At 62.5% G+C, this 14,052-nt stretch carries 13 protein-coding genes; 5 read left to right on the forward strand and 8 right to left on the reverse strand.

Annotated features, from left to right (window positions below; translation table 11 throughout):
• Positions 1-71 precede the first annotated feature (71 nt).
• From mltG to gmk, 3 genes are all read left to right on the forward strand, one after another.
• Positions 72-1,322, forward strand: a complete 1,251-nt coding sequence (mltG, locus tag C8D77_RS12370; RefSeq protein WP_109662834.1) for an endolytic transglycosylase MltG — start codon at positions 72-74, stop codon at positions 1,320-1,322.
• Positions 1,323-1,487: 165 nt separating this feature from the next.
• The gene (locus C8D77_RS12375) at positions 1,488-2,378 is read left to right on the forward strand and encodes a YicC/YloC family endoribonuclease (protein WP_109662836.1); all 891 of its coding nucleotides are present in this window, start codon (positions 1,488-1,490) and stop codon (positions 2,376-2,378) included.
• Between the two features lie 3 nt (positions 2,379-2,381).
• Positions 2,382-3,038 (forward strand): guanylate kinase, encoded by a 657-nt coding sequence (gmk, locus tag C8D77_RS12380; protein WP_013532512.1) that lies wholly within the window; start codon positions 2,382-2,384, stop codon positions 3,036-3,038.
• A gap of 5 nt (positions 3,039-3,043) precedes the next feature.
• Here the strand turns inward: gmk and C8D77_RS12385 are convergent, their stop codons facing one another.
• The 7 genes from C8D77_RS12385 to lptF form a co-directional block, all read right to left on the reverse strand.
• Positions 3,044-3,376: an ASCH domain-containing protein gene (locus C8D77_RS12385; protein ID WP_245951751.1), complete on the reverse strand. Its 333-nt coding sequence runs from the start codon at positions 3,374-3,376 to the stop codon at positions 3,044-3,046.
• A gap of 26 nt (positions 3,377-3,402) precedes the next feature.
• Positions 3,403-4,242 (reverse strand): 16S rRNA (adenine(1518)-N(6)/adenine(1519)-N(6))-dimethyltransferase RsmA, encoded by an 840-nt coding sequence (gene rsmA, locus C8D77_RS12390; RefSeq protein ID WP_109662838.1) that lies wholly within the window; start codon positions 4,240-4,242, stop codon positions 3,403-3,405.
• Between the two features lie 10 nt (positions 4,243-4,252).
• Positions 4,253-5,269, reverse strand: coding sequence for a 4-hydroxythreonine-4-phosphate dehydrogenase PdxA (gene pdxA, locus C8D77_RS12395; RefSeq protein ID WP_425453729.1), 1,017 nt, complete (start codon positions 5,267-5,269; stop codon positions 4,253-4,255).
• 13 nt (positions 5,270-5,282) lie between these two features.
• A complete protein-coding gene (locus C8D77_RS12400; RefSeq protein ID WP_164548661.1) occupies positions 5,283-6,218 on the reverse strand; it encodes a peptidylprolyl isomerase in 936 nt (311 codons plus the stop codon).
• Between the two features lie 91 nt (positions 6,219-6,309).
• Positions 6,310-8,748: an LPS-assembly protein LptD gene (locus C8D77_RS12405; protein ID WP_164548662.1), complete on the reverse strand. Its 2,439-nt coding sequence runs from the start codon at positions 8,746-8,748 to the stop codon at positions 6,310-6,312.
• Entirely contained in the window at positions 8,748-9,833 is a 1,086-nt protein-coding gene (lptG, locus tag C8D77_RS12410; RefSeq protein WP_206438822.1) for an LPS export ABC transporter permease LptG, read from the reverse strand. The genes C8D77_RS12405 and lptG overlap by 1 nt, the downstream gene beginning before the upstream one ends.
• The gene (gene lptF, locus C8D77_RS12415; RefSeq protein ID WP_109662846.1) at positions 9,830-11,032 is read right to left on the reverse strand and encodes an LPS export ABC transporter permease LptF; all 1,203 of its coding nucleotides are present in this window, start codon (positions 11,030-11,032) and stop codon (positions 9,830-9,832) included. The genes lptG and lptF overlap by 4 nt, the downstream gene beginning before the upstream one ends.
• 353 nt (positions 11,033-11,385) lie before the next feature.
• Between lptF and C8D77_RS12420 the strand changes: the two genes are divergently transcribed.
• Together C8D77_RS12420 and C8D77_RS12425 are read left to right on the forward strand one after the other, a co-directional pair.
• Positions 11,386-12,897 carry a leucyl aminopeptidase gene (locus tag C8D77_RS12420; RefSeq protein WP_109663357.1) on the forward strand — a complete coding sequence of 504 codons (1,512 nt, stop codon included), beginning with the start codon at positions 11,386-11,388 and terminating at the stop codon, positions 12,895-12,897.
• A gap of 49 nt (positions 12,898-12,946) precedes the next feature.
• On the forward strand, positions 12,947-13,396 hold the full coding sequence (locus C8D77_RS12425; protein ID WP_109662848.1) for a DNA polymerase III subunit chi: 450 nt from the start codon (positions 12,947-12,949) through the stop codon (positions 13,394-13,396).
• 125 nt (positions 13,397-13,521) lie between these two features.
• Here C8D77_RS12425 and C8D77_RS12430 read toward each other — a convergent pair whose 3' ends face one another.
• A complete protein-coding gene (locus C8D77_RS12430) occupies positions 13,522-14,007 on the reverse strand; it encodes a DUF995 domain-containing protein (RefSeq protein ID WP_109662850.1) in 486 nt (161 codons plus the stop codon).
• Positions 14,008-14,052 lie beyond the last annotated feature (45 nt).

Below are 14,052 nucleotides of genomic sequence, written 5' to 3' on the forward strand. Positions count from 1 at the left end.
CCGTCAATTTTGCCATATTCGCCCCTACTCTGCCGCTGGGGATTCGTTGGGCGATCAAACGGTAGGGCGAAATGAACACAAATCCGGCAGGCAACGGAGAATTCGGGCAACGGCCGGCGACATCCGGCCCGATCGTGCCGAAAACGGCCAGCGAGGCGTTGCGGCCGGAGGCCGGCACGCCGCCGCCGAAGCGCTCGCGTGCATCACGCAGCCAGGTCGTCGTGTTCATGAACTTCGTCATCTCTTCGGTGATGCTGATGGTTCTGGCGGCTGGCGTCGCGGTCTATTTCGGCAAGCAGGAATTCACCGAGCCCGGCCCCTCGGCCAATGGCGACACCTTTCTGGTCAAGCCGAACACCGGCGTCCAGGATATCGCCGACCAGCTCGAACGCCGCGGACTGATCAGCGATGCCCGGGTATTCCGCCTTGGCGTGCGGGCCTTCGGCAATGATTCCGCACTGAAGGCCGGTGAGTACGAGGTCAAGCCCAGGGCTTCCATGCGCGACATCATGGAGCTTTTGAAGAGCGGCAAGTCGGTGATGTATTCGCTGACCATTCCAGAGGGGCTGACGGTCGAGCAGGCGCTGCAGCGCATCGCTGACGAGACTGCCTTGAGCGGCGATATGCCGGCGACCACGCCTCCAGAGGGCAGTCTCGCCACCGACACCCTGCGCTTCACGCGCGGCGCGACGCGCCAGCAGATGGTCGACAAGCTGCTGGCGGATCAAAAGAAGCTGGTTGATGATGTCTGGCAGCGGCGCGCGCCGGACCTGCCGCTGGCCAACATCGAAGAGTTCGTTACGCTGGCCTCGATCGTCGAGAAGGAAACGGGAAAGGGTGACGAGCGTTCACGGGTTGCCGCCGTCTTCCTGAACCGGCTTGCCAAGGGCATGCGCCTGCAATCCGATCCAACCATCATCTACGGGCTGTTCGGCGGCAAGGGCAAGCCGGCGGACCGGCCGATCTACCAGTCGGACATCCAGAAGCAGACGCCTTACAACACCTATGTGATCGACGGCTTGCCACCGACGCCGATCGCCAATCCGGGTCGTGCAGCGCTGGAGGCGGTGGCCAACCCGTCGAAGACCGACGACCTCTACTTCGTCGCCGATGGCACCGGCGGGCACGTCTTTGCCGCGACGCTTGACGAGCACAACGAGAATGTCGCCCGCTATCGCGCCTTGCAGAAGAAGCAGGCAGATGAGGCCGCCAAGGCCGCCAACACAACTGGCGCCGGCGACAGCAATGCCGATAAGCCGGCTGACAGTGTGCCGGTTGACGGTGGCGACGACAGCGGCGGTGACGCGGGCGCTGCCCAGTAGAATGTAGAATAAGGAAGGGCATTGCTCACCAGGCGATGCCCTGACATTTGGAAGAGCGCCGCGCGTCAGATTTCGACGCGCCTGCGGCGCAGTCATTTTCTAGCCGCACTTGCTCCTCTCCGGAAAGCCGGTTTCGGGGTGGTGCACCAGGGACGTGTGGGCGATATGAATTTGCAGAGCATGACCGGTTTTGCACGTGCCGTCGCCGAGCATGAGGGCACCTCGATCGCCTGGGAGGTCAAGTCCGTCAACGGCAAGAGCGTCGAGGTCCGGCTGCGACTGGCGCAAGGCTTCGAGCGGCTGGAACCAGCCGTCCGGCAGCTACTTCAGAAGCGTTTTGCGCGCGGCAATTTCCAGGCGACGCTGACCATCGGCCGTGCCGCGGGCGCGCAGGCGCAGCCGGTCGTCAACGAAGCCTTCCTGAAGGACTTGGCTGGGCTCGCCAAGCGGCTGCAGGAGCAATTCGGCGCTGCACCCGCGACATCAGACGGGTTGCTGTCGCTGCGCGGTGTACTCGACATTCCCGAAACTGTCGAAACCGAAGAGGCGAGGGCCGCGCTCGATGCCGCGATCATGGCCGCGCTCGATGTGGCCCTGAAAGGGCTTGAACAGGCACGACAAAGCGAGGGTGCCGCGCTGGCTTTGCTGTTGTCGGGTCATATCGACACAATCGAGGCGCTGACGCTGCGGGCCGAGGCGGATCCGTCACGCGAGACGGTGGCGATCCGCGAGCGCATCGCCGAGCAGGTCAGGCTTTTGATGGACGCTTCCGCCAATCTGGACGCGACCCGGCTGCACATGGAGGCGGCGTTCCTGGCCACCAAAGCCGATATTCGCGAAGAGATCGACCGGCTGAAAACGCATGTCGCATCCGGTCGGGCATTGCTGGAGGGCGGCGGCGCGGTCGGCCGCAAGCTCGATTTTCTGGCACAGGAATTTAACCGCGAATCGAATACGCTGTGTTCGAAGTCGAATGCCGCCGCCGTCACCGCGATCGGGCTGGAACTGAAGGCGGTGGTCGACCAGTTTCGTGAACAGATCCAGAATCTGGAGTAGCCGATGGTTGCCAAGGATTTGGGGTCCCGCATTCGCCGCCGGGGCCTGATGCTCGTCCTGTCGTCGCCATCCGGCGCCGGCAAGTCGACGATCGCGCGCAATCTTCTGGAAAGCGATTCCAGCCTCGAACTGTCGGTCTCGGTCACCACCAGACCGCGCCGCGGCAGCGAGATCGAGGGCGTCCACTACCATTTTAGGACGATGCGCGAGTTCGAGCGGCTGCGCGATTCCGACGCGCTGCTGGAATGGGCCGAGGTGCACGGCAATTGCTATGCGACCCCGCGCGAACCGGCCGAACTGGCGCTGTCTGAAGGGCGCGACATGCTGTTCGACATCGACTGGCAAGGTGCCCAGCAGCTCAAGGAGAAGATGCGCGCCGACATCGTCTCGATCTTCATCCTGCCGCCGTCGATGAAGGAATTGAAGGCGCGGCTGAAGCGCCGCGCCGAAGACCAGGAAGCGGTGATCGAAACGCGGTTGAAAAACGCCCGCAACGAGATCGAGCACTGGAAGGAATATGATTTCGTCATCGTCAATGACGACCTCGACCGCGCCTTCGCCGAAGTGCGCGGCATCGTCGTCGCCGAGCGGCTAAGACGCGATCGTCGGCCAGGCCTGTTCGATTTCGTCTCGGGACTGTTGGACGAGAAGACTGGCTGAACCGGCTACGGTGTGGCAGCCGGGTAGTTGGATAGACGCATGCTATCGGCCGGCGTCAGATGTTCGACGATCTGCACGCTGTCGGTCCATTCGATCTCAGGATAGTGCTCTCGCATTCCGGACAGCATGACATCCTTTGGCCACTCGCTTTGCCGCCCGACAAAGGCGGCAGCTTTCGACAACGGCATCTCCGTACAGCGCGTAACCCACACAATGGCTGTCGACGTGGCGTCACCATCGCAGACATAGCGCATGTAACCCGGCACGATCGTCGTTTCGCGCCAGCGTATGGTGGACGTCTTTTGCCCCGCCACAATAAGCGGGAAAAGTCGAGGCACCACCCCAAGTTCCTGCATGTCAGCCCTCATGCCGCATTGGTCAGCCGCACGAATTCCTCGACGCTGAGCGTCTCGGCGCGGCGCGTCGGATCGATGCCGGCGCGTTCGAGCAGGGCCTCGCCGCCGAGGCTCTTCACGCTTTGCCGCAGCATCTTGCGACGTTGGCCGAAGGCGGCTTCGGTGACGCGTCCGAGTTTTTTCACCTCGGCGGGCAGAGGGGTCAGGCGCGGCACCAGATGCACCACCGAGGAGGTGACCTTTGGCGGCGGCGTGAATGCCTGTGGCGGTACGTCGAAGGCGATCCTCGCCTCCGTCCGCCAGCCGGCAAGAACCCCCAGCCGGCCATAGCTGTCGCTGCCAGCGGGTGCGACGATGCGCTCGGCTACCTCGCGCTGGAACATCAAAGTCATCGAGGTGTAGAAGGGCGGCCAATCGCTGACCGTCAACCAGCGCACCAGCAACTCCGTGCCGATGTTGTAGGGCAGGTTGGCCACGATCTTTACCGGGCCGCCGTCCCCGGCCGCTCGACTGGCAAGTGCCGCGAAATCCGTCTTCAGCGCATCGCCGGACACAACCTCCAGTCGGCCGGGATAATGATCGGACACTTCGGCAAGGGCAGCCAGGCAGCGTTCGTCACGCTCGATGGCGATGACGTGACGCGCCCCGTTGGAGAGCAAGGCGCGGGTCAGCCCGCCGGGACCGGGACCGACCTCGATCACGGTTGCATCGGACAAGTCGCCGGCGGTGCGGGCGATCTTGCCGGTGAGGTTCAGGTCGAGCAGGAAATTCTGGCCGAGCGCCTTCTTTGCCTGCAGGCCATGACGCTCGATCACTTCGCGCAGCGGCGGCAGCCCGTCGATGCTCATGCCTGCGGTCTCATGCGGCAACTGCCTTCGTGTTTGTGTCGGCCAGCCGTCGGGCAAGCTTCAATGCTGCGATCAGGCTGTCGGGCCGCGCCACGCCCTTGCCGGCGATGTCGAAGGCGGTGCCGTGGTCGGGCGAGGTGCGGATGAAGGGCAGGCCGAGCGTGACATTGACCGCCTCGTCGAAGGCCAGCGCCTTGGCCGGAATCAGTGCCTGGTCGTGATACATGCAAAGGGCTGCGTCGTAGCCGGCCCGTGCCCGGGCGTGGAACAACGTGTCGGCCGGCAGCGGACCGAAAGCGTCGATCCCTTCGGCACGCAGGATGTCGACCGCCGGGCGCACGATCCGCTCGTCCTCGAGGCCCATGGCGCCGCCTTCACCGGCATGCGGATTGAGCCCGGCAACGGCGAGCCTCGGCCGGGCGATGCCGAAGCGGCCGATGAGGTCGGCGGCGGTGATGCGCGCAGTGGCGACGATCAGTTCGGTGGTCAGTGCCTTCGGCACCTCGGCCAGCGCGATGTGGATGGTGACGGGAACGGTGCGCAGGTCGGGGCCTGCCAGCATCATCACCGGCATCGCTTGGACGCCGCTGTGCCGGGCCGCCAGATGTGCCAGATACTCTGTGTGGCCGGGAAAGCGAAAGCCGGCATCGTAGAGCGGCTTCTTGGCGATAGGGCAGGTGACGACGGCCGAGGCTTCGCCGGCGAGGCAGTCGGCGACGGCGCGGTCGATGGCTTCGATGGTGGCGGCCGCATTGGCCGGGTCGGGTCGGCCAGGGCGGTCGATGCAGCGGGTGGTCAGTGGAACGATCGGCAAGGCGCGGGCAAAGACTTGCGCCGCTTGCGCCGATGTCGTTTCGACGACCGGCAGCGAAATGCCGAGGAGACGCGCCCGGGAGGCGATCAGCGCCGGATCGGCGAGCAGATAGAAGGGAGGCAGGGCGGCAGCCTCGCGCGCCATGAAGGCAGCGATGGCGATCTCCGGCCCGATGCCGGACGGATCGCCGGCGCTCAGCGCGAGCACAGCCACGGTGCTGCCCACGTCAGCGCTTGACGATGCGGGCTTTCGCCTTCAGCTCGTCGACATATTTCTTGCTGAGTTCGTCGGCGTTCTTGTCACCGGAGCTTTCGCCCTGGAACACCATCTGCGCGACCTTGTCGTCGGACACTTCGCGCGACGAGCAGATGCCGATGAATTCGACGCCGCGTTCGGTTTCGCGCGTGACGGTGGCGCCGCCGACCTTGGTAGCCTTGATCTGCTCAGCCCAGTCCGGCGGCAGTTGCGGCGCCAGCACCCGGCCCAGATCGCGAACGGTGACGTCGATCAGGCCCTTGGCGAATTCGCGCGTCGTGTTGCAGCCGCTGAAGCGGGCGCGCATGGCGTCGGCCTCGCGCTTGCGTTTGCCCAGCGTCGCGCTGCGTTCTGCCGCCGGCACCACGAAGATGACCTGCTGCAGCATGTACTCGGTGGCGCTCGGCTTGGATCCGCCTTTTTCAAGCATCTTCCTGACAAGATCTTGTTCGCTGACGGCACCGGTACCGTCGCCGGAACGGTAGCGCGCGCTCAAGGCCTGGTTCCAGGCCATCTGGGCGCGGATGAATTCCTTGAAGTGGCCCTTGGTGACGCCCGACTTCTCCATGACGCCGTCGAGCTGGCTGAGCTGCATCTTGTTGCTTGACGCAAAGCGCTGATACGCCGCTTCGACCTGAGCGTCGCTGATGCGGATACCAAGCCGCTTGGCCTCGGCCATGCGCAGCGTCTGGTCGATCATTTCCTGGCCGGCGTCACCCTTCTTGCGCTGCAGCTTCAGGAAGGCGGCGCGATGGGCGATGTCGCCGGTGGTGACCGGAATGTCGTTGACGACGTATTTGATCTCGCTGGCGAAAGCCGGTGGCGTCATCACGGTGATCGACACGCACGTCGCCGCCACAAGCAGCGCAAAACCTGCTGAAAAGAGGTATTTCCTCATCGTTGGCATCCCAATTCTATCCCGGCTCCGCCCAATTTTTATCTTTTCAGGTGCGCGAAATCCGTGCCAGCCCTATGCGGCGAAACGATGTCGCCGATTGTTACTGGATCGTGTCGACGCCACTGCTCGACGAGCCGAAATCGCCGAGGGTGCGGAACGACAGATTGAAGCCGATGGTCTGCGACACCTCCCTGGTGTTCAGGTCACGCGACTGCGAGTAGGTCATCAAATAGGTGAAGCAGGAATCATTGTAGGCGAAGCCGACGCCGTCCCTGACCAACAGGCTTTCCTGCAGGTCGTAGGTTCCGGTGCCGAAGACGCGCCAGTTCTCGGCGAGATGCGTCGATGCACCGAGCGTGACTTCGTGGCGGTCGGTCGTGAAACCGTAGAGCGGCTGGGCCTGGATGAAGGCGTATTTGGCGCTCAGCGACACCGGCAGGCCGGAATAGGCGGCCTTCACCTCGGCGCGGCGGATCTCAAAGCTCTGTTCGTCAAAACGGCCGCTGACCGAGGCCGCGAAGCCGTTGGGGCTGTTGATGCCGAACAGGCCGACATAGTCGGACTTGGTCGTGTCGAGACCTGAATAGGCGCCAACATTGACCAGATCCGGAGCCGCGAAGGAATTCTCGCCGCCGATCTGATAGGATTGGCCGAAAATGGCATTGGTGCCCCAGCCATTGTTGTACGAGCCGGAATAGCGGAAGCCGACATTGGCGCGCGAACCGCCTTCGACGCGGTCGTAGCCGGAGAACTTGTCGCGTTCGAACAAGGTGGTCGCGTCGAACACCATGCTTTGGGCGTCTTCGTTGGGAACGGCCAGACCGCCGACATACTGCTCGTTCGGGCGCATGAAGACCTGCGCCATCGGTTCGATCACATGGCTGGATCCGCTCGCCATGGAAAACAGCACCGGCCAACGCATCTCGAGGCCTGCGGTTGCCATGTAACGGGCAAATGACGAGCGCATATCGTCCTGCTCGCCCAAATTCGTTGCCATCTGGTTGATGGCGGCGAGCGAAGCCGACGATGCGTTCAGGTAGTCCACATCGCCCTGCAGTGCCAGCAACGGCGTCAGCACCAGCCCGCCATCGGTGACGAAGCTCCGCTTCCACTCGGCCTCGGCGGTGAGGCGGCCCGATTCGCCTTCGATGCCACGGACACGCTGCGTGCCTGAACCAGGTACGTAAGGGGTGAAGTAGGTCTGATCGAGATCGTCGCGGCTGATGACCCGCGAGTTGACATTGAGCGACAGCTGGCCGCCAGCCACCGATACGTCGGGAATATAGGCGTAGTCGAGCGACGGCAGCACCCAGGGCTGCTGTCCGCTTCGCGCAGAGATGTTGTCGTTGGGTGTATCTTCCTGCACTTCGAAGTGCATGGCGCGCAGGTCGAAATAGTTGCGGCCGTTGAGACCTGTCAAATAGACCGACGACTGGTGGACGCTGCCATTGTACTTGTCGATGTTATAGGTGTTCGAGAAGTTCTTGTCGGTCTGCAGCAGCACATCCCAGCCGAAATTCCAGCGCGGATTGATGGCGAACTGGCCCTGCGTGCCCATCATGCCACGGAATTTGTTGGGATCGCCCGCTGCGCCCGAATCGACATTGTGGCCAGCGGTGCTGGGGAAGGCAGTCGTGTCGAGGAAGGCATCGGGATCCTGCTGATGGATTCCGGCGATCTTCAAACTGTACTGGCCATTGTTGAAGCGCTGGCGCCATTCGGCCTCACCGAGGAAGCCCTGCTTGGTGTAGCCGGAGCCGGTGACGGTCAGGTCGTAGGTCGGTGACAATGCGAAATAATAGGGAATTTTTACGCCGACACCGAGATCGCTCTTGTAGACGATGCTGGGGATCAGGAAGCCGCTCTTGCGCTTCACCGTCGGGTCAGCAATCTCGAATGCAGGCAGATAGGCGAGCGGGAAACCGAAGAACTCGAAATTCGCATTCTCGAAGCGAACCGTCTTCTTCTCGCCGTTCCAGATGATCTTCCTGGCCTTGACGCGCCAGGTCGGCGCTTTGTCGGGCTTGTCCTCGCACGGTTCGCAGGCGGTGTAGACGCCATTGTGGAACGTGGTCAGGACGCCGCCCATGCGCTCGGCGCTTTCGGCGGCGAAATAGGCCTTGTCGATGGTTTCGACACGCAATGCGTTGACGAAGCCGTCGGCGAAGTCATCGGTGATGTCGATATGTTCCGAATTGATCTTGGTGCCGTCGCTGTTGACGACTTCGACATTGCCGCTCGCAACCATCCGCTTGGTGTTGCGGTTGTATTCGACCCGCTGGGCGACAAGGCGATTGCCACCATAGTCGATCTGCACGCCACCGACGGCGGTCACCGTCTGATTGTCGTTGTTGTAGACCAGCGTATCGGCAGCGAGCAGCATCTGCGAGCCTGACGGAACCGATGTCGCCATGTCACCGACATCCTGCGCGAACGCCGGCATCGGGACGACGCATGCAAGCACGCACGCCAAGGCGGTCGCCGCATAGAGGCGCGCCAAACGGGCCTGCCTGTTGCTGGGCAAAAACGCCTCCCTCACTAGCCGTCTTCCTTGTATAGCAGGAAAGTCACCCCGAAGAACATAGCCACTACGACCGGCACCCATGCGGCTACGACAGTCGGCACGAATCCCGCCACGCCGAATGCCTTCACCAGCACCGAAACGACATAAAGCAGAAAGCCGGCGATGATGCCACCCAGAATCATCGTTGCCGACTGCCCCATCCTAGCAAATCGCATTGAAACCGTTGCCGCAATCAGCGTCATGGCGACGAGAAGGAACGGCAACGCCACCAGCGAATCAAACTGCATGGCAAAGGCATTTGCCTTGAGGCCGAAGGAGCGGGCAACCTCGATCTTTCCCGGCAGATCATAGAAAGGGATGGTTTCGGGGCGCGCCAGCCGCTCTTGCACGAATTCGGGCTTCAGATTGGTCGGCACGCGATCGGTTGTCGATGCCTGGATCGTGCCGTTCTGGAATGTCTTGACGTTCTGCAATTCCCAATAGCCGTCGCGCAGGAAGGCGCGCGCGGCGTCCTTGCGCTCGACGATGTTGCCTTGCGGGTCGAGAATGAAAAAGACGACATCGGCCATCTCCAGGCCCTGATTCAGGATGGCCCGCGCACCGATGATGGTGTCCCCCGAACTGGTTTTCTGCCGAATCCAGGGCGCGGCATCGGCTGAAACCGTGTTCGATTTGCCGGAACGCAGCTGGGTTTCGATCTGCTCGGACCAGGAGAATGCGTGCGCGGCGAGCGGATTGATGACGCCAACCGACAAGACACCGAACAGCAAGGCTCCGATGCAGCATGGCAATAGGAACTGCCAGGCGGAAACGCCCGCGGAACGCGCGATGACCAGTTCGTAGCGCCGGTTGAGCGACACCAGCGTCGCCATCGCCGAGAACAGACCGACAAACGGCACCGTCTGCAGCATGATCATCGGCATTCGGAGCCCCGAAATGGCCACTGCCGTTCCGTAGGTGAAGCCGGGCAGGCCGGTGGTGCGGCCGGAGAGTTCGGTGAAATCGATCAGGAACACCAGCGCCAGGAGGCCGATGAAGAACCAGATGGTGATCGTCACATAGCGGAAGAAGAAATAGCGGCCCAGCGTCCAGCCCATCAGCTGACCCCTTGCCCTGAAGTGCCGCGTCTGGACAAACGCAGTTTGAGAGCGTTCCAGCTGTCACCGGTGCGCGTGGCGAAATTTGTCATCCAGTCGGCCCAGGCCACCGGCAGTTCCATGGTCCGGTTGGAGACGATGAACCAGATCGCCACCGCGGAAGCCACGATCGGCACGCCATAGACCATATAGGCATATTGCGGGATCTCATCGGCTTTGCTGGCGGCAAAAAAGCCCAGCCAACGCACGAACAGCGATATCCCGATGGCCGTGATCAGCGGATTGACGCGTGCCTCGCGGTGCGAGCGCGCGTCTCCGGCGACCGCCAGCGCGATGAGCGCGAAGACCATGGAATACGTCCATTCCGAAAACCGCTGGTTGACCTCGGCTTGATATTCGGAGGGGTTCTGCTGATAATTCTTGTCGTTGGCGCTCGGGTTGAGCAGGTACTGGGTCGTCTGGTCTTTCGGCAGGAGCGTCACCGCCGAAGCGGCCGCCATGAAGGCCGACATGTCGAAGGCATAGGAGGTGAAGCGTATGACTGAGAGATCGCCAGTCAGCGTTTTGCGATGGATGACGCCGTCATTCATCATCAGCACCTTTTCGCCGCCGCGTTCGACGATGCTGCCGGTCTTGGCGTAGTAGACGAGGTTGACGCCTTCTTCGCGCGAATCGGCGACGAAAATGCCGCCCAGCCGATTGTCGGGAAGCCGCTCGCCGATCTGCAGGAACAGCCCGTCCTCGATCTTGCGGAAGGTGCCTTCCTGGATGATCAGCGACAACAGATCCGCGCGTGACGACGCCACCAGGGCCCGGTTCTTCTGCCGGGCATAAGGATCGATGCCGTTGTCGACGGCAAAGGAGAAGACCGCGGCCGCCAGCGCCAAAAGCATGATCGGCCGCACGATGGTCCAGCGCGAGGCGCCCGCCGCGTTGACGACGGCGAGTTCGGAATCCGAATTCATGGCACTCAGCGTCTGCGCGACCGCCACCACCAGCGCAAAAGGGACGACGATCGGGATGATGGACGGAAGAATGAGGGCGGCGACCTCGAAGAAGGTCAGCGCCGACTGGCCGCTGTCAGTGACCAGGTCGATCTTTGCCAGCACCTGCGTCGTCCACACGATGGCCAGCGTCCAGACAAGCGCGGCCATGAAGACCACGAAAGCGCGGCGCATGATGTAGCGTTCAACGACCTTCATGAAGGCTTTTCTCGATTTTCTCGAACGGCATCATGCCACCGCACAAGGGTAGCTGTCCGGCAGCGCCTGCACAACTGGCTCCAACAGATGGTCGATCCGGTTCCCGTTCCAAGTCACCCGCCCCGGCGGGCCGGAGTGTCGGCGGGAATGGATAAGAAAGGGAGAACATCGATGGTTAACAACAGGTTGCGGCAAAAAGCGGGGCCGTGCCGCGAAGAATCACCATCGATTCCATCGGTGATATGGGGTGCGAATTTGGCAATGTCTTGCCAAATGGAGCAAAACGACCAAATGTCGCGCATCGTTTCGAACCACTTCCCCAAAAGCCGCGCATTCCCCGAAAGCAGGACATGATGAGCCAAAGACCGTCGATCGCATTCGCTAAATTTTCCGCACCCCAGGCCGCGGCGAACAAGAAGGGCACAGCCTTCGTGCTGTTGGCGGATGAGGGTGGCCTGAGCGACGCCGCCAAGGCTTGCGATCCCGGCAAGACACTGGAGCGGGCCTTTCCGGTGGCCGAGTTCACCGGCAAGTTCGCTAGCGTGGTGGAGGTTCTGGCGCCGCAGGAAGCGTCGCTTGACAGGCTGGTGGCGATAGGCGCCGGCAAGGTGTCGGGGCTCGACGACTATGCGTGGCTGAAGCTTGGCGGCACCATTGCCGCGTCGCTGCGCAAGGCGACGGATGTGGCGGTGGTGCTCGATCTCGCCGGCGCGTCGCCAAGTGGCAAGGATGCGGCGAGCCTTGCAGCGGGAATTCTTCTGCGCAGCTATTCCTTCGACAAGTACAAGACCAGGAAGGACAAGGACGACGGCAAGGCAGAGCCGAAAAAGCCGGTCAAGGTGACCATTCACATGGCAGATCCAGCCGCGGCGAAAAAAGCCTTCACCGACGCCGAGGCGGTGATCGACGGCGTCCTTCTGGCGCGTGACCTCGTCAACGAACCGGCAAACGTGCTCGGGCCGGTCGAGTTCGCCGCCCGAGCCAAGGAACTCGAGGCGCTCGGCGTCAAGGTCGAGATCCTGGCCGAAAAGGAGATGAAGAAGCTCGGCATGGGCTCGCTGCTTGGTGTCGCGCAAGGCTCGCCGCGCGGCGCCCGCATGGCGATCATGCAGTGGAACGGCGGCAAGCCAAAGGATAGCCCGGTTGCCTTCGTCGGCAAGGGCGTCACCTTTGACACCGGCGGCAATTCGATAAAGCCGGCCTCGGGCATGGAGGACATGAAGGGCGACATGGGTGGTGCGGCCGCGGTCACCGGCCTGATGCATGCGCTGGCTGCGCGCAAGGCGAAAGCCAATGTCGTCGGCGTCATCGGCCTGGTCGAAAACGCCGTCGACGGCCACGCTCAGCGCCCCGGCGACATCGTCACCTCGATGTCGGGCCAGACCATCGAGGTGCTCAACACCGATGCGGAAGGCCGCCTCGTGCTGGCCGATGCGCTGTGGTACTGCAACGACCGCTTCCAGCCGAAATTCATGGTCAATCTGGCAACGCTGACCGGCGCCGTCATGGTCGCGCTCGGCCAGCACTATGCCGGCCTGTTTTCCAACAATGACGAACTGTCCGAAAAGCTGACGGCGGCGGGGCAGGCAACGCAGGAGCGGCTGTGGCGCATGCCGCTCGGCGCCGAATACGACAAGCTGATCGATTCCAAGAATGCCGACATGAAGAACATCGGCGGCCGCTATGGCGGCGCCATTATCGCCGCGCAATTCCTGCAGCGCTTCGTCAAGGACACGCCTTGGGCGCATCTCGACATTGCCGGCACCGCGATGGGCTCGCCGTCGAACGAGATCAACCAATCCTGGGGTTCGGGTTTCGGCGTCAGGCTGCTCGACCGGCTGGTGCGCGACAATTATGAGCAATGAGCGGATTCAATCACTATAGACTGAAGCGATGGCACTATAGACTGAAGCGATGGCCGACGTCCTGTTCTACCACTTGACCGAATCGACGCTGGAGGATGCGCTGCCAGGCCTCCTGGAGCGCAGCGTCGACCGTGGCTGGCGCGCCGTGGTGCAGACCGGCACCGAGGAACGCCGCGATGCGCTCGACCAGCATCTTTGGACCTTCCGCGACGATTCGTTCCTCGCGCACGCCACCGACCGTGAGGCTTATCCCGGTGAACAGCCGATCCTGTTGACCACCGGTGACGGCAATCCCAACCAGGCCAAGATAAGGTTCCTGGTTGACGGCGCTGTGCCGCCTGATCTTGGTGGCTACGAGCGTGCCGTCTTCCTGTTCGACGGCCACGACGCCGCGCAGGTCGAGGCGGCGCGGGGGCATTGGAAGGTGATGAAGGACGCCGGCCATGCCGTCACCTACTGGCAGCAGACGCCAGACCGCCGCTGGGAGCGCAAGGCCTAGTGCATGTCGCCCAAAAGTGACTTCGTTTTGGGGAACGAGATGCGCAAAAACAAAACCTAAAGCGGGTCGCCTGAAACCGCTCAGACGCGACACGCTTTAGGCCAGCCGCCTGTCGCAGACACAGTCTACAGCTTTGCCTTGACCCGGTTCTGTTTCCTGGTGACGTAGTCGCCGTATTTCAATCTCTCGAAAACGTACCAGTCGCCATCCGGAGCCTTGCGCTGGTAGATCACCTTGCCAGCCTGGCGATGCTCGAAGCAGGTCATCGAGCCCTTCACGCCCCAGGAACCGTGCCATTGTGCGCGCCAGCACAACTTGCCGCCGCCGGGGATGAACCACAACCCGTCGCCATAGCCCGGCTTGCCTTTGTCGTTGGTCCAGGCGTCGAACTGCCGCTGCTTGACGGCAAAGAACCCGGCGCCCTTCTTGCCCCACAGCCAGGAATGGTTTTGATAGATCTGGTAGACGCCTTCGTCAGGAACCACGGCCGCCTTTTGCGCCTGCTCGGCGATTTTCGTCGCCGTCTTGGCTGTCGCAGGAACCTGGAAGGCAAGAACAAGAACGGAGCAGGCGAATGCCGCTCCGAGACAATTTTCCACCACTCGTTTCACGAAACTTCTCCACAGACTGATTTACGCCACGCCTCAACCATCATC

Origin of the sequence: Mesorhizobium loti (assembly GCF_003148495.1) — a bacterium.
GTDB lineage: Bacteria > Pseudomonadota > Alphaproteobacteria > Rhizobiales > Rhizobiaceae > Mesorhizobium > Mesorhizobium loti.